The organism is Weizmannia sp. CD-2023, from assembly GCF_036225245.1.
In the GTDB taxonomy this organism is placed as follows: Bacteria; Bacillota; Bacilli; order Bacillales; family Bacillaceae_C; genus Weizmannia; species Weizmannia faecalis.
This window is the reverse complement of sequence record NZ_JARTJQ010000049.1, coordinates 36,118-60,108: the sequence shown is the minus strand read 5'-3', so window position 1 is coordinate 60,108 and position 23,991 is coordinate 36,118. Positions and strand designations below refer to the sequence as shown.

The 23,991-nt window shown below is 47.4% G+C and carries 17 protein-coding genes; 12 read left to right on the top strand and 5 right to left on the bottom strand.

All coding sequences use genetic code 11. The features are described from left to right. Positions 1 to 169: 169 nt before the first annotated feature. Positions 170 to 1,597: a DEAD/DEAH box helicase gene (locus P9687_RS07175; protein WP_014096803.1), complete on the bottom strand. Its 1,428-nt coding sequence runs from the start codon at positions 1,595 to 1,597 to the stop codon at positions 170 to 172. 234 nt (positions 1,598 to 1,831) lie between these two features. After that, the gene (locus P9687_RS07170; protein WP_035190489.1) at positions 1,832 to 2,191 is read right to left on the bottom strand and encodes a hypothetical protein; all 360 of its coding nucleotides are present in this window, start codon (positions 2,189 to 2,191) and stop codon (positions 1,832 to 1,834) included. Positions 2,192 to 2,593: 402 nt separating this feature from the next. Here P9687_RS07170 and P9687_RS07165 point away from each other — a divergent pair, with 402 nt between their 5' ends. The 11 genes from P9687_RS07165 to P9687_RS07115 all read left to right on the top strand — a co-directional run bounded on the left by P9687_RS07165 (position 2,594) and on the right by P9687_RS07115 (position 17,536). After that, entirely contained in the window at positions 2,594 to 3,214 is a 621-nt protein-coding gene (locus P9687_RS07165; RefSeq protein WP_014096801.1) for a LysE family transporter, read from the top strand. A gap of 366 nt (positions 3,215 to 3,580) precedes the next feature. Then, entirely contained in the window at positions 3,581 to 4,264 is a 684-nt protein-coding gene (gene pgmB, locus P9687_RS07160) for a beta-phosphoglucomutase (RefSeq protein WP_014096800.1), read from the top strand. Between the two features lie 6 nt (positions 4,265 to 4,270). Next, positions 4,271 to 5,227 carry a LacI family DNA-binding transcriptional regulator gene (locus P9687_RS07155; RefSeq protein WP_017551138.1) on the top strand — a complete coding sequence of 319 codons (957 nt, stop codon included), beginning with the start codon at positions 4,271 to 4,273 and terminating at the stop codon, positions 5,225 to 5,227. A gap of 160 nt (positions 5,228 to 5,387) precedes the next feature. Then, entirely contained in the window at positions 5,388 to 7,082 is a 1,695-nt protein-coding gene (locus P9687_RS07150) for a glycoside hydrolase family 13 protein (protein WP_017551139.1), read from the top strand. A 19-nt stretch (positions 7,083 to 7,101) separates the two neighbouring features. Next, a complete protein-coding gene (locus tag P9687_RS07145; RefSeq protein ID WP_168985764.1) occupies positions 7,102 to 8,907 on the top strand; it encodes an alpha-glycosidase in 1,806 nt (601 codons plus the stop codon). Between the two features lie 194 nt (positions 8,908 to 9,101). Further along, the gene (locus P9687_RS07140; RefSeq protein ID WP_035190481.1) at positions 9,102 to 10,373 is read left to right on the top strand and encodes an extracellular solute-binding protein; all 1,272 of its coding nucleotides are present in this window, start codon (positions 9,102 to 9,104) and stop codon (positions 10,371 to 10,373) included. 87 nt (positions 10,374 to 10,460) lie between these two features. Beyond that, positions 10,461 to 11,768, top strand: a complete 1,308-nt coding sequence (locus tag P9687_RS07135) for an ABC transporter permease subunit (RefSeq protein WP_328228648.1) — start codon at positions 10,461 to 10,463, stop codon at positions 11,766 to 11,768. A gap of 1 nt (position 11,769) precedes the next feature. Then, positions 11,770 to 12,621 (top strand): sugar ABC transporter permease, encoded by an 852-nt coding sequence (locus P9687_RS07130; RefSeq protein WP_026684322.1) that lies wholly within the window; start codon positions 11,770 to 11,772, stop codon positions 12,619 to 12,621. 96 nt (positions 12,622 to 12,717) lie between these two features. Next, positions 12,718 to 13,560 carry a DUF1189 family protein gene (locus P9687_RS07125; protein ID WP_035190477.1) on the top strand — a complete coding sequence of 281 codons (843 nt, stop codon included), beginning with the start codon at positions 12,718 to 12,720 and terminating at the stop codon, positions 13,558 to 13,560. 29 nt (positions 13,561 to 13,589) lie between these two features. Continuing rightward, positions 13,590 to 15,872 (top strand): glycoside hydrolase family 65 protein, encoded by a 2,283-nt coding sequence (locus P9687_RS07120; RefSeq protein ID WP_168985765.1) that lies wholly within the window; start codon positions 13,590 to 13,592, stop codon positions 15,870 to 15,872. Further along, positions 15,869 to 17,536 (top strand): glycoside hydrolase family 13 protein, encoded by a 1,668-nt coding sequence (locus P9687_RS07115; RefSeq protein WP_168985766.1) that lies wholly within the window; start codon positions 15,869 to 15,871, stop codon positions 17,534 to 17,536. Before P9687_RS07120 ends, P9687_RS07115 begins: the two co-directional genes overlap by 4 nt. 908 nt (positions 17,537 to 18,444) lie before the next feature. On the opposite strand, the gene P9687_RS07110 is transcribed toward P9687_RS07115, so the two are convergent. The 3 genes from P9687_RS07110 to P9687_RS07100 form a co-directional block, all read right to left on the bottom strand. Next, positions 18,445 to 19,821 (bottom strand): UDP-N-acetylmuramoyl-tripeptide--D-alanyl-D-alanine ligase, encoded by a 1,377-nt coding sequence (locus tag P9687_RS07110; RefSeq protein ID WP_061565054.1) that lies wholly within the window; start codon positions 19,819 to 19,821, stop codon positions 18,445 to 18,447. 126 nt (positions 19,822 to 19,947) lie between these two features. Further along, on the bottom strand, positions 19,948 to 21,015 hold the full coding sequence (locus P9687_RS07105; protein WP_061565053.1) for a D-alanine--D-alanine ligase: 1,068 nt from the start codon (positions 21,013 to 21,015) through the stop codon (positions 19,948 to 19,950). A 419-nt stretch (positions 21,016 to 21,434) separates the two neighbouring features. Next, positions 21,435 to 22,208: a hypothetical protein gene (locus P9687_RS07100; protein WP_014096788.1), complete on the bottom strand. Its 774-nt coding sequence runs from the start codon at positions 22,206 to 22,208 to the stop codon at positions 21,435 to 21,437. 433 nt (positions 22,209 to 22,641) lie between these two features. On the opposite strand from P9687_RS07100, the gene P9687_RS07095 reads away from it, so the two are divergent. Next, positions 22,642 to 23,955 (top strand): hemolysin family protein, encoded by a 1,314-nt coding sequence (locus tag P9687_RS07095; protein ID WP_014096787.1) that lies wholly within the window; start codon positions 22,642 to 22,644, stop codon positions 23,953 to 23,955. Positions 23,956 to 23,991 lie beyond the last annotated feature (36 nt).

Below are 23,991 nucleotides of genomic sequence, written 5' to 3'. Positions count from 1 at the left end.
ATTCTTCCGCTTTAAAAAAAGCAACGGGAGCTGCCGTTGCTTTTTTAATGGGGCGCCGGCAACTTTTGCCATACCGGCATTTTTACTTGTAAAGAGTCGCAGCCGGATACAAACCGACCCGCTCGTAAAGCTGATGATGCTCTATTTTTTTGGCCCCGCCTTCGTTTGGTTAAAATGGTTTGCGGTTTGTTGTTGTTCTTCTCGGCTTTCTTCCCTTATTGTAAGACCCTTTGTAGGACCCTGCAGGCTTGCCCCGTCTGCTATGGTCTTTTTTATGCGGAAGCGGCCGTTCTTCTGAAATATGAACCGGTGTTTTATCCGGCTCTTTCGTCATCAGTTTCAAAGCAGCTGCCGTGACCTCAGCCGGGTCATATTCTGCAAGCAGCTCCTTCGCTACCGACATATATTCATCAATATTGCCTTCTTTGATGGTTTCCCCGATCCGTTCCATGGTGACGCGCTGCTGCCCTTCAAACGCTTCATCCCAGGTCGGCGGGCGCATCGGGAGCATTCTCTTTTTCGTTGTCTGTTCAACCGTTTTGAGATAGCCCATTTCCCGCGGCGTGACAAAGGTCATTGCCATGCCTTCCCGTCCGGCACGGCCCGTTCTTCCGATCCGGTGCACATAGGATTCCGGATCCTGCGGAATATCGTAATTGTAAACATGGGTTACACCCGAGATATCCAGCCCGCGTGCGGCAACATCGGTGGCAACAAGCACATCAATTTTCCCGTCTTTAAACTTCCGGAGTACCGATAAGCGTTTCGCCTGGCTCAAATCACCGTGGATACCTTCTGCAAGATAGCCGCGCAAGTTCAGGGCATTCGCCAGTTCATCAACTCTCCGCTTCGTGCGCCCAAACACAATCGCAAGGTCCGGAGACTGTACATCCAAAAGCCTTGACAATACATCGAATTTTTCGCGTTCCTGGACTTTGACGTAGTATTGTTCAATAGACGGAACGGTCATTTCTTTTGCTTTCACACGGACAAGTTCCGGGTTGTTCATGAAGCGTTCGGCAATTTTCCGGATCGGATCCGGCATGGTTGCCGAGAACAGCATCGTTTGGCGGTCTTTCGGCACGGTAGAAAGAATGGCTTCAATGTCATCAATAAAGCCCATATTCAACATTTCATCCGCTTCGTCAAGCACAAGCGTATGCACATGGTCGAGTTTCAAGGTTCCCCGGTGTATATGGTCAAGAATCCGTCCCGGTGTTCCGACAATAATTTGCGGATGGTTCTTCAGCGCACGGATCTGACGCGAAATATCCTGGCCGCCATAAACAGCCAGCACATGAACGCGCGAATCCTGGCCGATCCGGTACAATTCTTCAGATACCTGAATGGCAAGCTCGCGGGTTGGCGCGATAATGATTCCTTGAATATTACGGCTTCTATGATCAATCTTTTCAATTAACGGTATGCCAAATGCTGCAGTTTTTCCCGTACCTGTCTGCGCCTGGCCGATAATATCCTTCCCTTGCATGGTGAGCGGAATGGTGGCTGCCTGAATCGGCGATGCCTCTTCAAATCCCATTCTTTTCACAGCTTTTAAAATCGCCGGGCTTAAATTTAATTCTGAAAACTTCGTCAATCTTCTCAATCTCCTTCTAAACGTTCAACAGGGCCGCATGTCTTCCTTAGGGTTTTACCCTTTTCGGCAAAAAAATATACTCTTTTGAGCATTGTCAGCTAAAAGCGTAAACGATGTACGGTAATCGTAACATGAATACGGCAAGATTTCAACGAATATGGAGCCGTGGTTTTTTCACAATCATTTTGGGACTTTCAATTTTTCGGTACCAATGGTCGCCGCTATACAATTTTTCTAAAAGATATCTAATCTTTGGCACAAAAAAGTGATAAAATCGCCATCATTTATATCTCCGGGTATTTCATTATCCAGTTCTAGAATAAATTTGCCAACCATCACTTTCTCTTTATACACTAATTTCCCTGTAAAAATATAGGAAAAATATTCATCCTCCAGTTTTTCAATTGTGTACTTTGGCCTTTCCGCCTTCATCAGATCAGAAACATTCAAACAGTAAATCGGGTTCTTTAATACATAGCCTTCTGTGTAATTTAACGGTTGGGCAAAGCATCTGATTTCGGTTTCTCCATCCGTCACGATTACTTCAGCTTCTAAAGCTTCTTTGGAAATCCACTCTATAATTTTTATTTTCAATTTAGCACATCCTTTCTATTTATTTTAAACCATATGCTTGGTGCTTTCTTTGCTCGTTCTTTGTATCGGTAATATTTTACTCGAAGGAGCAAATGAGCGAAAAAATAAAGGGACATAGGCTTCAAATTTTTAAACCGCTGAAACAAAAAAATGATCATTTTCAATTCCCGTGCCTGCTTTTCCATCCATCATTCGATCAAACCCTTTTAGAAGCCATGGACAGAAAAGCAATCCATGGAAGAATAATGGCGCACTTTTAACCCATCGACTCTGTTTATGCACTTTCATCGTTTGGGTTCATTTTTTTCATTTATGGCATCCATTTTGCTTTTATTAGTTGTACAGGCTATGGTTTCTGAATACAAATATATCAATCGCATGATGGAAAGGCTGAGGAAAATGATGGAAAGCATGATTAGTTATATTTTTCTTGGGCTGTCGCTTGCTGCGCCGATCGGGCCGGTGAATGCCGCTCAAATTGACAAGGGGATTAAAAATGGCTTTCTCCACTCATGGCTGCTCGGAATCGGTGCCATGGCAGCGGACGGTTTGTATATGCTGCTCGTTTATCTCGGTGTCGTCCATTTGCTCAGCATCGGATTTGTAAAATCATTCCTTTGGTTTTTCGGATGCTTTGTCCTTACATACACCGGCATTGAAAGCATGATTGCAGCCAATCAGCCGATTTCCGGTTTGATGAGAAACAAAGAAAAATTGTCCAAATCATTCCTGACCGGTTTTCTGATGTCTCTGACCAATCCGCTCACCATTTTATTCTGGCTCGGCGTTTACGGTTCCGTGCTTGCAAAAACAGCTGAATCTGTAGGCCCGCAGCAGTTTCTCCTCTACAGCCTGGCCATCTTTATCGGAGTGGCGCTGTGGGATTTTTCGATGGCTGCCGTCTCAAGCAGCTTCGGAAAACTGCTAACCAACCGTTTGATTCTTTTCATTTCGAGGCTGTCCGGCCTGTCTCTTGTCGGTTTCGGCATTTATTTCGGCATTCAGGCGGTCAAGAGTCTGTAGCATAAGCAAACAAAAGTCCCGCCGAACTCTTGTACCTTTTCGCTGGTTTTCCGGAAAAAATCAGCACGTTCTTGCTTTCCGCCCGCTTTTTTACCGTCCGGCCCTTTTTGCCGATTCAGTCACCTTTTTTTCAAATAAAGGGATGATTTCTGAAGTGGGCATGGAATCCTTTCATTTATACCGCGTTTTTCGAAATGCGCCGGATTTTTCCGGCTTTTCGCCAGTTCTTTCGCTTTTTCTGAATCTTTTTCGCCTTTTCTGCTGGTTTCGACAAGCAACTTATATAGTTCCATAGTTTTCAAGAGAAATTTCCCGTATACTAATCATAACAGCAATCAAACTTTATAAGTTGGAGGAGAATTGTCAATGGCAGCTTCACATATTCAAGCCGTTCTCTTTGATTTAGACGGGGTCATCACAGATACTGCGGAATACCACTACTTAGCATGGAAAAAGCTGGCTGATGAGCTGCAGGTTCCTTTTGACCGCCATTTTAATGAAGCGCTTAAAGGGCTCAGCCGCATGGACTCTTTAAAGAAAATATTGGAGAACGCCCGGCCGGAGCCTTCCTTTTCTAAAGAAAAGCTGAGCGAGCTCGCGGACAGGAAAAATGAATATTACAAAGAACTGATCCGCCAAATTTCCCCTGCCGATTTGCTTCCGGGCATCCACAACCTGCTCGAAGATATAAAGGAAAGGGGAATCAAAACAGCGCTGGCTTCCGCGAGCAAAAACGCCATGTTTGTCATCGACAGACTGGGGGTGGCTTCCTTTTTTGATGAAATCGTGGACGCTGCCCGCATTCAGCACGGCAAGCCGGATCCGGAAATCTTTTTAACCGGCGCCCGCAAGCTGGACGCGGATCCGGCATTTTGCATCGGCATTGAAGACGCGGAAGCCGGCATCCAGGCCATTAAAGCGGCCGGCATGTTTGCAGTCGGGGTCGGCACGCCGGAAAACATGAAGCAGGCGGATTTCCTTGTTGAAGGGACGCAGGATCTTGACTTTGAAAAAATCGAAAGCGCATTTCTTCTGAAAAATAAAGGATGAGGCGTGATGGTTACCATTTCCGATGTCGCAAAACAGGCGAATGTTTCAAAGATGACGGTTTCACGGGTCCTTAACCACCCCGAACAGGTTAGAGATGATTTAAAAAAACTGGTATATGAGGCGATGGAGCAGTTGAACTATGTACCCAATTATGCGGCACGTGCCCTCGTCTCCAACCGTACCCAGGTCATCAAGTTCCTGATATTGGAAGAAATGGACACAACAGAGCCGTATTATATGAACTTGCTGGCCGGCATTGCCAGGGAGCTCGACCAAAACCACTACTCGCTTCAGCTGGTCACACGGAAATCGAAGGACATCGGCCAGTGCGACGGTGTGATTGCGACGGGTGTCCGCAGCCAGGATTACGATACCATTTTAAAAGAATTTTCCAAACCGGTGATTTTATTCGGGCAAAATGACAGAGGGTTTGATTTTATTGATGTGGACAATGAAAAAGGCGTACGGCTGTTAACAGAGCATGTCATTCGCCGCGGGTTTAAAAAAATTTATTTTTTCGGCATTGACCTGCAAGAGCCCTTTATGTTTGCGAGACAAAAAGGTTATCTGGATGCAACCGAAGCAAACGGGTTGCCGCCGTTTCTTTGCAGGGTCAAAAACAGTTCAAGCGCCGCCCAGCAAGAAGCGGAAAAAATTTTATCCAGCCGGAAGGAAAGATGCGCGTTTGTATGCGCAAGCGACCGGATTGCCCTCGGTGTGATCAGAGCCGCCCAATCGCTGCGGCTATCCATACCAAGTGAGGTTGCGGTCACCGGTTTTGACGGGGTGTTTCTTGACCGGATTTCCGCTCCCCATATTACAACCGTGCGCCAGCCCGTTGTAAAAATGGGAGAAGCATGTGCACGCATGCTGTTGAAAAAAATTCAGGAAAACGGGAAATCCCAAGGGCACCAGTTTTTTGAACCGGAAGTGGTCATCCGCCCCTCCACCGTCTGTGAATAAGCAGCCTTACACCGGTTGCTTATTTTTTTCAGGATGGGCTTGGGCCAATCAAACCCGTAAAAAGCATTTTGTTAACGGTAACATCGCTGAAAAATTTGTTCCGGATAAAGGGGTGATGATACGTTGAAAGGGTATAGAAGAAACGTGGAGGTGAACCGCTTTGCAAGATGCGTGGTGGAAAGAAGCTGTCATCTATCAGGTATATCCGCGCAGTTTCAAAGATGCAAACGGGGACGGCGTGGGCGATATCCCGGGCATCATTGAAAAGCTGGATTATATCCGTGATCTCGGGGCAACGGCCATCTGGCTCAATCCGATTTTCGCATCGCCGCATGTGGACAATGGCTATGATGTCAGCAACTACGAAAAAATCGACCCGGTTTTCGGCACGATGGAAGATGTGGAACACCTGATCAAGGAAGCGAAAAAACGCGGGCTTAAAATCATTCTGGACCTCGTGCTGAACCATACGTCAGACCGCCACCCGTGGTTCCAAGAAGCGCGGAAAAGCAAAGAAAATCCGTACAGGGATTACTACATTTGGCATGACCCTGTCAAAGGGCGTGAACCGACGAACTGGGCGAGCTTTTTCGGCGGCAGCACATGGACATTGGATCAACAAACCGGGCAATATTATTTTCATCTGTTCAGCGACAAAATGCCCGACCTGAACTGGGAGAACAAAAAAGTGCGCGAAGAAATGGCAAAAATCGCCCTATTCTGGCTGGATAAAGGTGTGGACGGATTCCGGCTGGATGCGGTCATTCACCTGGCAAAGGACACCCGTTTTCTTCCCGTTAAAACAAAATCGGAAGAAGCCTTTGTGCTTGCAGAACAGTATTATGCCAACCTGCCGCGTGTCCATGATTATATCCGTGAATTTAACCGTACGATTAAAGCGAAGCATCCGGAAGCTTTTTTAATCGGGGAAACAGCTTCCGCCGACACGAAGCTTGCCCGGCTTTATTCAAGGCCGGACCGCGAAGAATGCGACTGCATCATTACCTTTAACTACTTGGGGTTTGACACGGAAGCAAAAAAACCCGGCATTCCGCAAAACTGGCAACAGGGAAAATGGAATTTGCTTGCTTTTAAAAAAGCGATGTCCCGGTGGCAAAATGACCTGTACGGGGAAGGCTTCAATTCGCTCTACTGGAATAATCATGATATGCCGCGGGCGTTGTCGCGCTTCGGGGACGAAGGCAAATACCGGCAAAAAAGCGCAAAGATGCTTGCCACTTTGATGTATTTGCAGTGGGGGCTGCCGATTTTGCTGCAGGGCGAAGAAATCGGCATGGTGAACTTGAAGCTCCCGCGGCTCCAAGACTATGAGGACCCAAGTATCAAAGGGCTTGCCACAATTGCGAAAAAGAAAGGCTATGCGGAGGAAGAAATTTTAAAAATGGTGCAACAGCGCTCTAAAGATACGTCAAGAGGCGCCATGCAGTGGAACAATGATCGATACGGCGGCTTTTCTACATATGCTCCGTGGCTCGGCATCAATGAAGATACGCGGACCGTGAACGTAGCGGCGCAGGAAAAAGATCCCGGCTCCGTGCTGCATTATTACCGGAAGCTGATCGAACTGAAAAAATCAATGCCTGTCTTTACGGCCGGCAGCTGGGAAATGCTGGCTGATGAGGACCCGGACATCTACGCGTATATACGGAAGCATGAAGGCAGCTGTGCCATGATTGTCTGCAATACATCGAAAAAGCTGCAGACCTTTACCTGCCCGGAGCTTACCCGCCACAGATGGGCATGCCTGCTCAATAACAACGGCTATCATAGCAAAGCGGTGCCAAGCAAACTGGTGCTATCGCCTTTTGAATGCTTTGTTTTATTACAGGAGTAGCATAAGAGGAGGAGAAAAGATGGAACACGCAGGAATTTTTCATCAGCCGTTCAGCGCTGATGCATATGTATATGACAAAAAAACGATGCACCTGAAGCTGCGCACGAAAAAAGGGGATATTCAGAAAGCCGTCCTCATTTGGGGAGACCCGTATTTATTTAAAAAAAAGCAAGACGGGGAATATCACTGGGAATCTGAACGCCTCGAAATGGAAAAAAAGGCTGAAACAGAGGCGCACGATGTCTGGTTTGCCGAAGTCCGTCCGCCGCACCGCCGCCTGCAGTACGCCTTTATCCTTACCGGCACGGATGGCAGCAACATTTTTTATGGCGGGCGCGGCTTTTACCCAGTAAATGAAGATACACTGCGGGTGCCCGACTATTATTTTAAATTTCCGTTTATGCACGAAACCGATATGTTCAAGGCGCCTGACTGGGTGAAGTCCACCATCTGGTACCAGATTTTTCCTGAACGGTTTGCAAACGGAAATCCCGCCATTTCTCCGGAAAATGCCCTGCCGTGGGGAAGCAAAGACCCGGGCGTGGACGACTTTTTCGGCGGCGACCTCGAGGGGATCATCGGCCATCTCGATTATCTCGCCGATCTTGGCATTAACGGGATTTATTTGACGCCGATTTTCGAAGCCCCTTCCAATCATAAATATGATACATTCGACTATTTTACGATTGACCCACATTTCGGCGATAAAGAAACATTCCGCAAACTGGTGGAAGAAGCCCACAAACGCGGGATACGGATTATGCTCGATGCGGTGTTCAACCATATCGGGAAAAATTCAAAACAGTGGCAGGATGTGCTAGAAAACGGGGAGAAATCGCGCTACAAAGACTGGTTCCATATCCACTCTTTCCCGGTCCGCGAAGGCGAAAACGGGAACATTGACGGGCAGGATACGCTCTCATTTGATACGTTTGCTTTTACGACAAGCATGCCGAAGTTGAATACGGCCAATCCTGAAGTGCAACAGCATCTGCTCGATATTGCAACCTACTGGATCCGTGAATTTGACATTGACGGCTGGCGCCTTGATGTCGCCAACGAAGTCGACCATGCTTTTTGGAAAAAATTCCACCAGGCTGTTGTAAGCGAGAAACCGGATGTTTTTATTCTCGGCGAAATTTGGCATGATGCATGGCCTTGGCTTTTAGGCGATGAGTTTCATTCGGTCATGAATTATCCATTTACGCAGACGATAATTGAATACTTTGTGGATGAAAAAATTTCCGCCGAAAAACTGATGCACAGCCTCAACCAGCAGTTTATGCATTATACGCAGTCCAACAACGAGGTTTTGTTTAATATGCTTGACAGCCATGACACCCCGCGGATTTTGACAAAGGCAGGCGGCGACAAGCAAAAGGTGAAGCTTGCCCTTGCCTTTACGTTCGCGCATACCGGTTCGCCGTGCATTTATTACGGCACGGAGGTCGGAATAGACGGCGCAGGTGACCCGCTTTGCCGGAAATGCATGGTCTGGGATGAAGACAAGCAGGACCGCGACATGCTCGCATTTATGAAAAAGCTGATCCGCTTCCGGAAAGACCATCAACAAACCTTGACATACGGCGATCTCGTCTGGCTGAAAACCGATAACGAAAAACAAGTGGTCAGCTTCCTGCGCAAAGGGGAAAAATGCACCTTGCTGTTTGCCTTTAACCGGTCGGACCAAGAACAGGCCATCCCGTGGAGCGAGCTGGATGTAAAACCGGACACCGTAAAAGACGCGTGGGAAAACAAACCGGTTCCAAACAAAACCCTTGTCCTCCCGCCAATGGACTTTGCGATTCTGGAAATCACAAACTGACCTGGCCGGAGCGTTCGTGAAACCCATTCGTCGCTTCCCATTGCGTTTCTAAAAATCACAAACTAACCCTCCCCCTTGCCGGATACCTGGCAGGGGGCTTTTTATTCTGTTACCGTTAACAGAAAATTTTACATTGTAATCGTTTTCTACTCTCTTCTATAATAAGGTTGTACCAAAAAAGGGAGGTTCATAAAATGAAAGTATTCAAGAAGCTGTTCGTGCTTACGCTTGTCTTGGGCGTCATCATGGCGCTCGCCGCGTGCGGGGGATCGAAAAAAACAAACAGCGGATCTTCTCAAGACAGCGGTGACAAAAAGACGCTCACGGTTTCCGTGGAAGAATCTTATGCCGATTATGTCAACAGTATTAAGGGCGATTTTGAAAAGAAAAACAATTGTACTGTAAAAGTGGTCAAAAAGCCGATGTTTGACCAGCTGGAAGCACTGCCTTTGGACGGCCCGGCAGGAAAAGCCCCAGATGTGATGCTCGCTTCTTATGACCGGATCGGCGGACTCGGCCAGCAGGGGCATCTGCTTAAACTGTCCAAAAAAGATGTTAGCGCCTATGATGCAAAAGACCAGCGCCAAGTCATGATCGACAACAAAGTTTACGGCGTCCCGTTCGTCATTGAAACGCTCGTCCTTTATTACAACAAAGATTTGTTGAAAAGCCCGCCAAAAACATTTGCCGATCTTGAAAAATTGGCGAAAGACAGCAAATATAATTTTTCATCCGAATCCGGAAAGAATACAGGATTCCTTGTTAAATGGACGGACTTCTACTATTCTTACGGCTTGCTCGCGGGTTACGGTGGCTATGTGTTCGGCGATAACGGCACAAACACAAAAGATATCGGGTTGAACAATGCCGGTTCCGTAAAAGCCATTACGTACGCCACACACTGGTTTAAAGATATTTGGCCAAAAGGAATGAAAGATACAAAAAGCTCCGGCGACTTTGTAACAGAAGAATTCTCAAAAGGCAAAGCGGCTGCCGTCATTGACGGTCCTTGGTCGGCGGACACCTACGCGAAAGCAAAAGTAAATTACGGCGTAGCCCCGATCCCGACGCTTCCAAACGGCCACAAGTACGAAGCATTCGGCGGCGGAAAAGGATGGGTTGCTTCCAACTATACGAAAGAACCGAAACTTGCGGAAAAATGGATTCAATACGTCACCAACTCCGCAAACAGCTACAAATTCTATGAAAAATACAAAGAAATCCCTGCCAACCCGACTGCGCGCGAAAAAGCGGCTGCGACAAATGATGAACTGACAAAAGCGGTTGTTGAACAGTACAAATCCGACCAGCCGATGCCGAACGTTCCGGAAATGGCAGAAGTCTGGACCGGTATGGAATCGACGATGTTTGACGCAGCGAGCGGCAAGAAAACACCAAAGCAGGCAGCCGATGCAGCGGTGAAGACGATCAAAGACAATATTTCCCAAAAGTATTCCAATAAATAATCCGCTCTATCCATTTCCAGGTGGGGCACTCCCCCACCTGGTTTTCAAAATGGTTAGCAGACCAATAAAGAAATGAGGCAATAAAAAATGGAAACTGCACCGAATAAACTGAAAGACGTCCGCAAAGCAGGCTTTTATTCCCTGATCCCGGGCCTCGGCCAGTTTTATAACAAACAGCCTTTTAAAGGCGTCCTTTTTCTGGCCATTTTTATCCTTTTTGCCATCCAAATGATCGTAGCAGGCATCCCGGCAATAAACGATTTTATCACGCTGGGCTCTGTCCCGCGGGTTGACCATTCGCTGTTTCTGCTGATCAAGGGTTCCCTGCAAATCATTTTAATTGCAATTTTTCTTGCTTTTTATTTGCTGAATATTTATGATGCCCGGCGTGTTGCCGCCATCTGGAACTTAAAGGGGACAGCCAACACATCCACCAAGGCCATTTTAAAAAACGCATGGGATGCAGGCTTTCCTTATTTGCTGACGATTCCGGCCTATGTGGCCATGACATTCGTCATCATTTTTCCTGCGCTTGTGACGCTGTTCACTGCTTTTACAAACTATGATTTTTATCATATTCCGCCTTTCCGCTTGATTGACTGGGTCGGGATCAAAAATTTCTTAAATATTTTTTCGCTTAGCTCGTATCGGGCCACGTTTACAAGTGTGCTCAGCTGGACAATCATCTGGACATTATGCGCGACCACCGGCCAGATTGTGCTCGGCATTTTAACAGCCTGTGTGGTAAACCAGCCTTTTATCAAAGGGAAAAAGCTGTTTCGGATCATTTTTTTGCTGCCATGGGCGGTGCCGGCCTTTATTACCATTATGAGCTTTTCCAACATTTTCAATGACAGTATCGGTGCCATCAATGCCCAGGTCATTCCGCTGCTCAACCATCTTCTGTTTACCGACATTCCGGCCATCTCGTGGAAAACGGATCCGTTCTGGACAAAAGTGGCCTTGATCATGATCCAGACATGGCTCGGTTTCCCGTATATTTATGTGATGGTCACCGGCGTTCTGCAGTCGATCCCGGGCGATTTATACGAAGCCGCCATCATTGACGGCGCAAATTTCTGGCAAAAGTTCCGCAGGATTACCCTGCCGATGATTTTATTTGCCACCGCGCCTGTTCTGATCACCCAGTACACATTTAATTTTAATAACTTCTCAATTATTTATCTCTTTAATAACGGCGGGCCGGGCAGTGTCGGAGCGGGGGCCGGGTCGAGCGATATTTTAATTTCCTGGATTTATAAACTGACGACCGGGACATCGCCGCAGTACGCGATGGCCGCGGCGATTACCCTTATGATTTCATTTATTGTAATTGCCGTCTCGATGATCGCCTTTAAAAAGACAAACGCTTTCGGCAATGAGGAGATGATGTAGGATGAAGGCGTTAATGAAAAATCAAAAATTTACCCGTTTCTGGAACCGGTTTTTCACCTATGCATTTTTAATCCTATTAAGTGTGATCATTCTGTACCCATTGCTCATTACAGCGTCGTCTGCTTTCCGGGAGTCCAATATCGTTTCCTTCCAGCTGGATTTTCATTCCCACTGGACATTGGACAATTTCCGCCAGCTGTTTACCCAGACGCTGTATCCGGAATGGTATAAAAACACGCTTATCATCGCGGTAGCAACGATGGTTTTACAGGTCGTCATCGTGACGCTTGCCGGCTACACTTACAGCCGCTACCGTTTTAAAGGAAGAAAGTACAGCCTTGTCTTTTTCCTGATCATCCAAATGGTTCCGACAATGGCGGCCCTGACCGCATTTTATGTACTGGCGAATATCCTGGACGCGCTGGACACGTACTGGTTTTTAACCTTGCTTTATGTTGGCGGCGGCATTCCGATGAATACGTGGCTGATGAAAGGGTATTTCGATACGGTGCCGCGCGATTTGGACGAATCTGCAAGAATTGACGGGGCCGGCCATTTGCGCGTATTTTGGCAAATTGTGCTCCCGCTTGTTAAACCGATGCTTGCCGTCCAGGCACTCTGGGCATTTATGGGGCCGTTCGGGGATTATTTGCTGGCCAAATTTTTGCTCCGGACACCGGAACATTTAACCGTGGCAGTCGGCCTCCAGCAATTTATTTCCAACCCGACCCAGCAAAAGGTGACGCTCTTTGCTGCCGGCGCCATTTTAGCCGCGCTGCCAATCTGTATTTTGTTTTTCTTCCTGCAAAAAAACTTTGTATCCGGGCTGACGTCGGGCGGCACAAAAGGATAAAGGGCGTAACGGGATGGACAGCTTTAACAGCTGCCGGCCCGGGCGGAAAAAACTTGTAAAAAACATAGCATACTTTATTGAAATGTGGGATTGCTTATGGAACAGATTCAAAGATTCCCTGCTGGTTATTTTGCGATGATCGTTTCACCTGTAAAAATTTTCCGGTACCGGGGTGCGCTTAGCGTTTGGAAACTGATTCTCATTTTTCTCTTTTTAAACGCCTGCCTGATTGCCCCGCTTTCACTCTCTTTTGCGCGGGCAGGAAATATCAGCTTAGAGCAAGTGGCGCCGCATTTAAATGCAGCGATACAAACCGGGTATACCGGGCAGAACGCCGTCCTTTCCTTTCAAAACGGCGTGCTCCAATCCGGCAACGCGTGGACAAAGGAGCACGGAGATACGATTATCTCCTTTGATCCGCGCAAAACCACGGCCGTTTCGGAAAGCCGTTACCATACAAAAGTCGCGCATTACAAAAATGCGCTCCTTTTCCGGAAAGACCGGCTCATTCTGGCTGATGAAAACGGCTTTGGCTTTTCCGTCCGCTACCCGGCCGGAAACGAGAAGATCACGATCCAAAACGGCCGTGATCTTGCTTCTTTTGCCGGCGCTCTCTGGTTCCGGCAACATAAAGTCATCCTGATTCCGCTTGTTTCATGCCTGATCGGAATCCTGTTTCTTTTCAGCAATATACTTTTAATGGGGGCAGTGTCCCTGATACTTTGGCTGACACGTTTTTCAAGTTTTTCCGGCATCCGTTCATTGAAACAGGCTGCAACCATTACACTATCTGCAGCAGGAGTTCCGTCCATTATTGCCATGTTGGCAGGCTTTGCCGGCGCAGGTGCTGCAACAATGATGATGATCCAATCACTGGGCATGGTGCTTTTCATTGCGATGATTTTTTTAAAAACAAAATTTCTGACGGACGACATGTAAGTACAAGATGCTGACGAGGAGGATTTCTAATGTATTACAACCGGCTTTTCGATGTAGATGAATGGACTTTAAAAACAACGAAGCTCCACCGTGAACATATCCGGCTTCAGGAAAGCATCACTTCTTTAGGAAACGGCTATATGGGAATGCGCGGAAATTTCGAGGAGTCTTATTCCGGGGATCATCACCAGGGCACATATATTGCAGGGGTCTGGTACCCGGATAAAACAAGGGTGGGCTGGTGGAAAGTCGGCTATCCCGATTATTTCGGAAAAGTCATTAACGCGGTCAATCTTGCCGGGTTGCGCGTCTGGATTGATCAAGAGGAAATTGACCTGTTTCTGGACCCGCTCGAACAATTTCAGCTGGAACTTGATATGAAAAATGCCGTCTTGCGCCATTCCTATCTTGTCGAAAAGTCCGGCAAGAAAGTCAAAATTGAATTTGAACGCTTTTTCAGCATTGTCCATAAAGAAATTGTCGCGATCCGAATCCGTGCCACCAATCTTGGCAATCCGGCCGTACTCACATTAAAACCTTTCCTGGACGGCAATGTCAAAAACGAAGACGCCAATTATGATGAAATGTTCTGGACGGAAATCCGGTCTGAGGCAACGGAAGACAAGGCCGCGGTTGTCACGGAAACAATCGAAAACCCGTTTGGCGTTCCCCGTTTTACCGTAGCAGCCGCCATGGGCAATCTGACGGAGGCAACGCTTGCTTCCTGTGAGTCGGATACGCTTTATGCCGGCCATGTATATGAAAAAACGCTCGGCGAAAACGAGTCGCTCCTTCTGGATAAAATGGTTTCTGTCACGACAAGCCGGGACTATGAAAAGGATGCGCTCCTCCCCCGCGCCTACGAATTGCTTGAACAGGCTTTGGAAAACGGGTACGAAAAGCTGTATGAGGAGCACGCAGCAGCCTGGCATAAACGGTGGGAGAAAGCAGACGTCCGCATTTCCGGCGATCCGGAAGCCCAGCAAGGGATCCGCTTTAACCTATTTCAGCTTTTTTCGACCTATTACGGCGATGATCCGCGCTTAAACATCGGCCCGAAAGGTTTCACCGGCGAAAAATACGGCGGCGCGACGTACTGGGATACAGAAGCCTATGCCGTACCCATGTATCTGGCTGTTGCCACGCCGGAAGTCACAAGAAATTTACTGCTCTACCGCTACCATCAGCTCCCCGAGGCGTATGAAAATGCAAAAAAACTCGGGCTGAAAGGCGCTTTATACCCGATGGTCACTTTTACCGGAATCGAATGCCATAACGAATGGGAAATCACATTCGAAGAAATTCACCGGAACGGCGCCATTGCTTATGCCATTTACAATTATGTCAATTACACCGGCGATAAAGCCTACATCAGCCAGTACGGGATTGATGTCCTCGTGGGCATCAGCCGCTTTTTCGCCGACCGTGTCCATTTTTCCAAGCGGAAGCAAAAATACATGATCCATGGCGTGACCGGCCCGAACGAGTATGAAAACAATGTCAACAACAACTGGTACACAAACCGGATTGCCGTCTGGACGCTTAAATACACCCTTGCGTCCCTTGATTTTGCCGGTGCGGAAAAAGCAGCCGCGCTGAATGTTACGGATGAAGAACGCGCGCATTGGCAGGATATTATCGGCCGGATGTATTTCCCGTATGATGAAGAGCTGGGCATTTTTCTGCAGCAGGACGGATTCCTGGATAAACCGATCAAACCGGCCGCCTGCCTCCCGAAAGAAGACCTGCCGCTCAACCAGCACTGGTCATGGGACCGGATCCTCCGCTCCTGTTATATTAAGCAGGCAGACGTCCTGCAAGGGTTTTATTTCTTCAATGATGAGTTTACAATAGAGGAAAAGCGGCGCCATTTTGAATTTTACGAACCGCTCACCGTCCATGAATCGAGCCTCTCCCCTTGCGTCCATGCGATTCTGGCGGCTGAGCTCCGGAAAGAAGACAAAGCGGTCGAACTGTATAAACGCACGTCCCGGCTTGATCTTGACAACTATAACCATGATACGGAAGACGGGTTGCACATCACGTCCATGGCCGGAAGCTGGCTCTCCATTGTCCACGGGTTTGCCGGCATGCGCACCTTCCATGAAACCTTGTCGTTTGCGCCGTTTTTGCCGAAAGACTGGGATGAATACGCATTTAAAGTCAATTACCGGCACCGCCTCCTTGAAGTGAAAGTGAACAAAAGAGAAGTCGCCGTCTCCCTTCTGGAAGGCAAACCGCTTCAATTGAAGTTATATGGGGAATTCATCCATCTAACAAATACGTACACGAAGGAGTATGAGCTGTCATGACAGAATGGTGGAAAAAAGCCGTTGTTTACCAGATTTACCCGCGCAGTTTTTATGATACAAATGGTGACGGGATCGGCGATTTGCGGGGAATTATGGATAAGCTCGACTATTTGAAAACACTCGGGATCGACTGCATCTGGATCAGCCCGGTGTACGACTCGCCGCAGGATGACAATGGCTACGATATCCGTGACTACCGCAAGATCGACAAGATGTTCGGGACAAATGAAGATATGGACCGCCTGCTTGACGAAGCCCATGCACGCGGGATCAAAATCGTGATGGATCTTGTCGTGAACCATACCTCCGATGAACATGCCTGGTTTGTCGAAAGCCGGAAATCGAAGGATAATCCGTACCGCGACTTTTATTTTTGGAAAGACCCGAAACCGGACGGCACCCCTCCGAACAACTGGGGCTCGATGTTTTCCGGTTCCGCCTGGGAGTACGACGAAACAACCGGGCAATACTATTTGCACTATTTTTCAAAGAAACAGCCTGACTTAAACTGGGAAAACGAAAAAGTGCGGAAAGAGATTTACGATATGATGAAGTTCTGGATGGATAAAGGGGTGGACGGCTGGCGCATGGATGTGATCGGCTCGATTTCCAAGTTTCTTGATTTTCCTGATTATGAACTTCCGGAAGGGCAAAAATACGGCATTGGCAAGTATCATGCAAACGGGCCGCGCCTCCATGCGTTCATCCAGGAAATGAACCGCGAAGTGCTGTCAAAATACGACTGCATGACTGTCGGGGAAGCCATCGGATCCGATGTCGAAATCGCCAGGAAATATACAGGGCCGGACCACCATGAACTCAATATGATTTTTAATTTTGAACATATGGATGTCGATACGAAACCGGGCAGCCCTGCCGGCAAATGGGCTTTGAAGCCTTTTGACCTGGTCGAATTGAAACAAATCCTTTCCCGCTGGCAATATGAGCTCGCGGATACCGGCTGGAATGCGCTCTATTTTGAAAACCATGACCAGGCGAGGGTGGTATCGCGCTGGGGCAATGATACAACGTACCGGGCAGAATGTGCCAAAGCGTTTGCCACCATTTTGCACGGGCTGAAAGGGACCCCTTTTATTTATCAAGGGGAAGAAATCGGGATGGTGAACGCCGATCTCGAACTCGAAGAATATGATGACATTGAAATCCGGAATGCTTATCAAGAGCTTGTGATGGAAAACCAAATCATGTCGAAAGATGAATTTTTAACAGCTGTCCGAAAAAAAGGACGCGACAATGCACGGACGCCGATGCAGTGGGACGGCAGTTTGAATGCCGGCTTTACAACCGGAACACCGTGGCTTAAAGTCAATTCCCGCTATTCGGAGATCAACGTGGCAAAAGCGCTTCAAGAGCCTGATTCGATTTTTTATTACTATCAATCTTTGATTAAGCTGCGGCATTCATACGATGTGTTTACAGACGGCCGGTATGAGCTGCTGATGCCGGACCATCCGCATTTGTACGTGTACACGAGGGAAAATGAATCGGAAAAACTGCTCGTTGCCGCCAACTTAAGCGAAAACACGGTAAGCTTTGATCAACCGGATGGCAACTGGAAACTGCTGCTTGGAAACTATGAAGATACGCGCTCCAGCACGCTGTTCCGCCCGTATGAAGCAGGAATTTATTATCTGGAAAAATAGATTTTTGTGCTATGTTCACCCGATTGCCTTTGGATGCAAAGAGCGTGTTTGTACGGCGGTTGCTCCGCCATACGCCTCCGCTTTGCCCGGTTGCTTTTTTATGCAAAGAGCCCTCTATCCTGCGTATGAGGGGCTCTTTGCTGTTTCTTTGGTTTGGTAGATTTTTGGCTGAAAGTCTAGGCACGTTTCTTTCGCAGGAGATATGGCTGGAATTTGTCCCGCTTCTTATCGCAGACGCCTCCCTACGATCACTTTTGAACGAAATTCTGACCGCTTTCTTAACGTAGATGCGGCCTATGTGAAGAAAGGCCGGCTTTTTCCCCCGCTTGCTTCACTTAGAGGTGGTCTATGTGAAGGAAGAGATCCTTTTTGGCTCGGTTTCTTAATGTGGACGCGCTCTATGTTAAGAAACAAGCTCATTTTCCTCCGCTTCCTTAACGTAGACGCGCTCTATGTTAAGGAAGCACCTCATTTTCCCTCGCTTCCTTAACGTAGACACGCTCTATGTGAAGGAAGCACCTCATTTTCCCTCGCTTCCTTAACGTAGACGCGCTCTATGTTAAGAAACTATCTCATTTTCCTCCGCTTCCTTAACGTAGACGGGCTCTAAGTTAAGAAACAAGCCCATTTTCCTCCGCTTCCTTAACGTAGACGCGCTCTATATTAAGAAAGCACCTCATTTTCTATCGCTTCCTTAACGTAGACGCGCTCTATGTTAAGAAACTATCTCATTTCCCTCGCTTCCTTAACGTAGACGCGCTCTATAGCCAAGTTCCCGACCGCTTCCCTTACATTGAACCCGTCCAATCTCCATTCCACATGACAAAGCTTGCCGGAAAATATCCTTTGCCAAAAATGAAAGACAGCCGCCGGAAAAAACTGGCAGCTGTCTTTCACGTATCATCTATTTAGGAAACCGTAATGGCCTTGACCACTTCTTCCAGCTGCATGCCTCTTGAGGCTTTGACCAGAATCAAATCGCCGGCTCCGATTTTTCCTTTCAACATATCGATCAACCGCTCCTTGTCCTCAAACGCAAACACGCGGTTGCCCGGAAAATCGCAAGCTTCCGCGATCAAACGGCCCAACTTGCCATATGTAAAAACAAAATCAATTTTTTCAGGGTTCAAGCTGCGGCCGACCTCCCTGTGAAACGCCGCTTCCTTTTCACCTAGTTCAAGCATATCCCCGAGCACGAGGATTTTCCGGCCCGTTCCTTCAAACTGCTCCACAAGCCGGATGGCCGCACGCATCGACGTCGGGCTTGCATTATATGCATCGTTGATGATTTTTGAACCGTTGATGCCATCCGCCATTTCCATCCGCATTGCGCTCAGCCTCGTTTTCCCTAGGCCTGCGCGGATTTCCTCAAATGGCATGCCAAACTCGCGGCCGGCAAGAATGGCGGCAAGCGAATTGATAACATTGTATTCGCCAAGGACAGGCAGATGAAAACCGATATCCCCCGAAGCATTTGTCCGGAACGCGCTGCCGTTTGTCTCATGTCTCCATCCCACCGGATAAAGATCATTTCCGTGCCCTTTGCCGAACGTCTTTGTCCGGATGCCGGTAATGTTTGGCACCCGTTCCTGCAAAAGCGGTTCGTCCCCCATATAGATCAGCAGCCCGTTTTCCGGAAGGCCTTCTGTAATTTCGAGTTTTGCATCGGCAATCGCTTCACGGGAACCGAGATTTTGAATATGCGCCTCGCCAATATTTGTAATAATGGCCACATCCGGACGGGCAATCGATGTTAGAAAAGAAATTTCCCCTTTTGCACTCATGCCCATTTCCACCACGGCGATTTCCGTGTCTTCATCAAGGGACAAAAGCGTTAACGGAACGCCCTGGTGGTTGTTAAAATTGCCTTCCGTTTTTTGCACTTTAAATTTTTCGGAAAGGACGGAGGCGACCATATCTTTTGTTGTCGTTTTGCCGTTGCTGCCGGTAATGCCGACAACTTTTGCCCGCAAGGCGTTCCGGTAGCTTTTTGACAGTTCTTGCAAGCTCTTCTCTGTGTCTTCCACGATAAGAAGCGGCACGTTCGCCGGCGGGTTTGGCACATCTTTTTGCCAGAGGGATGCAGCTGCGCCTCTGCGGAACGCGTCTTCCACATATTGATGGCCGTCCGCATGTCTGCCAGTAAGCGGCACATACAGATTCCCTTTTTCGATTTTGCGCGAATCAATGCATACACCTTGTACAAGCGTTTCGTTGCGCTGCAGTTCTTCCCCGTTTTCCACATGGATCATTCCGGTCATTTCCCGGATCGTCCGTCTGATCATTTTCGCTCTTTTCCTCCTTGAAAACAGAACGGGAACCATTCAGAATGGTTCCAAACTAAGATTTGGAAAGTATCTCGTCCGCTTAAAATTCAGAACGGGAACCATTCAGAATGGTTCCAAACCCCGTTACAAAGTATATTTAATCCGCTGTTTTTCAGCATGCCGCTCCAGGGCAAGTTCAATCAGCCTTTCGATCAGCTGCGGGTAATCCAGCCCCGCCTCTTTCCACAGAAGCGGAAACATGCTGAATGGCGTAAATCCGGGCATCGTATTGATTTCATTGATGATCACCCGTTCGTCTTCTGTCACAAAAAAGTCAGCGCGCACCAGCCCCGAGCAGTCGAGTGCTTTAAATGCCGTAATCGCAGCTTCGGTTAGCTTTTTATATACCGTTTCGGAAATTTCGGCCGGAATGATTAACGCCGTTTCCCCGTCTTCGTATTTCGCTTTATAATCGTAAAAATCTTTTTTCGCGACAATTTCGCCGGCAACGGAACATTGCGGATCGTCATTCCCAATCACGCCAAGTTCAATTTCCCTGGCCGTGACGCCTTCTTCGACAATGATTTTCCGGTCGTACTGAAAGGCTTCCTTAAATGCTGCTTCCAACTCCGTGCGGTTTTTACACTTACTGATCCCGACGCTTGAACCGAGATTCGCCGGTTTGACGAAACAAGGGTAGCCGGTCTTTTCTTCCACTTGTTGAAAACAGGTTTCGGGCGCATTTTCCCATTCACTCCGGATAAAAGAAACATATTTCACTTGGTCGAGCCCGGCTTGTGCAAACAGGTTTTTCATAATTACTTTATCCATTCCGGCTGAAGAGGCAAGCACGCCGTTTCCGACATACGGCAGGTTTAACAGTTCAAGCATGCCCTGTACGGTGCCGTCTTCCCCGTTTGGCCCGTGCAGCAGCGGAAAAATGACGTCATAGCCGCCTTTTTCACCCGATACAGTGGTTGACAGCGCATTGGGGGCCATTTTCTTTCCGTCACGGAACTCAAGCTGTTTCACGGTTTCAACAGGTCCGGTTAAAAGCGGCCCTTTTATCCAGTCCCCTTCCGTTGTAATGAAGATGGGGTAAATATCGTATTTTTCGTGATCCAAGGCCTGTATTACAGCTTTGGCGGTTTGCAGGGATACTTCGTGTTCAGCGGATTTCCCGCCGTAAAGCAAACAGATTTTCTTTTTCATTGTCATCCTCCATCATACGAACAGGATATTCCTATTTTAACATTTTACACACCCGGTGTGCGCCAAATTTGCCATTTTGATTTGTTCAGTTTCTTCCCTATTGTATGGCAAAACGGGCATTTGTGTAACACGATTTGTTCAGGATTTTTTTAACAGGGGGCTGTTTCCCGTTGCGCTTTGCGACTTGAAAGATGGTGCCCGTTAAAAAACGCCGTCGTCTGCAGCCCTAAAGATGGTTTTACTAAAAAGGTTTTCCGCCGCTATCCATTTTAAAAATAAAACAGGACCCGATACCATTGAAATGCGGGGGATCGGCCCTGACGTTGAAGAGGATTTTGCATCATGAAAAGCGGGGTGGCTTCCTTCCCCGCTTTTCTATCGTAAAACGCGCCAGCTACTTTTCACTGCAGCATGGACGTCTAATGAATTAAAATTTTCCATTCCTGCATCCTGCGGTCATAGACCATTTTTCCATCGATTGGCGTGCCGGAGATGGCGGCATATTCTTCGTGCATTTCATCCATATCATGAAAATCGCCGATCGTCCAAAACGGGATTTCAATTTGCACCCGGGTCTGCACGGCATATTCCATCGAAATAACCATCCCTTCCTTCATCTTCTCCGAAAGCGGCAACAGCACCTCCACCGGGATAGCGGGCAATGCTTTCCGCTTTTTCCGCCCGAACAGAAACGGTTTCTCTCCTTTGATCCTGTTGATCCGCTCGGCAACCACATAGCCAAGCATCGCATAAAAATCACGGAAAGAACGGAAATAAATTTTGCTGTAGTAGCCGTCATCCTGCGATAAATAGACGAAATGGTTATTTAATTTCCGGTAAAAAGGCATCCGCAAATGATGTTTCATATGGCTCAGATACAGCAGTTCCGCAATTTCATACCCCTCCAGCAGATCGAGCCCTTCCTCATCCTCAAAATCCACCCAGCAAAAATCCCCGTAGCTGTAAATGTCTTCTTCTAGCAGGCGCCCGATCGTTTCCTCATCCGCATATTCAAACAGCGTATGTAAATTTACAGTGCCTGCCTCAAATTGATGACGGAGAAGAAGGAGATTCGTCAAATTGGGAAAAGCATGGTAAAATTCATAAAAACAGATGCCGTGCAATAAAACATAGTGATTCACTTCATTCGCGTGAACATATATGAGCTCCCTGTTGCCACCATGGTTTTTCAAACGATTACCCCCGATTGTGCAGAACATGTTATGGACTAAAACCTGCCAGTTCTCATAATTTTATTTTAACAAATTTGGCAAAAAAATTGGATTTTTATTTCATTCCTATCTGAAAATCGTGCATCCTTTATCCTCACTGATGATTATAATGTATTTCCACTAAATGCAAAACCATATACCCCCTAAACCAGTATGATCATTTTTACCGGGAGAAGATGCGCCTTGTGCTTGCAGTTCTGATTGAAATGATTCAAAATATGGATAGGAATATACAGAAAACGACGAATTACTTTCTTGTTCCCGGGCAAGCCCCGTTTTTTCTCCTGTTTTTCGGGAACAGTATACAGGAAGAGTCTCTTAAGGAGGTGCATGTCTTGCCGAATCAGGGGCCATGTAAAACGATTCGTTTTTGCATCTCTTGGCAGGACAAACCATGCTGACGATCAAATTGCTTATTATTGTCTTATTAATCGGGGCCAATGCGTTTTTTGTCGCCTCGGAATTTTCTCTCGTAAGGGTGCGAACATCGAGAATTGACCAGCTCATTGCGGAAGGCAACAAAAAAGCCGCTTCCGCCAAAAAAGTAATCTCCAGCCTGGACAGCTATCTGTCGACAACACAGCTGGGCATCACCGTGATTTCTCTTGTTCTTGGGTGGCTGGGCGAGCCGACATTAAGGGTGATTTTTAATCCGCTTTTAATCAAACTCCATGTTCCCGGTACACTCATCCACGTGGTGACCTTTATTCTTTCTTTTCTCATCATCACCTTTTTCAGCGTCGTGGTTGGGGAGCTTGCACCGAAAAATATTGCTATCCAGACAGCAGAAAATATTGTGCTGCTCGTCGCCAAACCGCTGATTTTCATCAACAAAATCATGTATCCCTTTACGTGGACGCTGAACAAGTCTTCGCGGCTTGTGACAAAAGCGCTCGGTTACGACATGCAATCGGACAATGAAATCACCCATTCGGAGGAAGAACTGCGGATTATCCTGTCGGAAAGCTTAAAAAGCGGTGAAATTAACCAGTCCGAATATAAATATGTCAACAATATATTTGAATTCGATAACCGGATCGCAAAAGAAATTATGGTTCCCCGCACAGAAGTAGTCACGGTCGACAAGAGTGACCGGATTGCCGATCTCATCCGGCTGGCACAATCTGAAAAATATACACGCTACCCGGTTACAGACGGGGACAAGGACAATGTCATCGGCGTGCTCAACATGAAAGAAGTGCTGACGGATTGTGTTTCAAACCCGGATCTCAGGGATGATGCGACGATTGAACCGTATATTAATCCGATTATCCATGTCATTGAAACGGTACCGATTCAGGGTGTTCTTGCTCGCATGCAAAAGGACAACACCCATATGGCCGTTTTACTGGATGAATATGGCGGGACTGCCGGCATTATTACAGTCGAGGACATTTTAGAGGAAATCGTTGGTGAAATCCGGGACGAGTTTGATACGGATGAAATCCCGCTTATCCAAAAGATCGGGGATGCGCATTATATTTTGGACGCCAAAGTGCTGATTGAAGATGTAAATGACCTCCTTGCGATCGAAATTCCCGATGATGATGTGGATACGATCGGCGGATGGCTGTTGACACAGAAATACGATTTAAAAAAGGGCGATTCCGTGCCGTTCCAATCGTATGACTTTAAAGTAAAAGATATGGAAGGTTCGCACGTCCTGTATGTGGAAGTATCAAAAAAACAGGAAGCAGCTTCCTCCTAACGGGGGCTGCGCAACCTGGTTTTTCCTGCTTTTGAA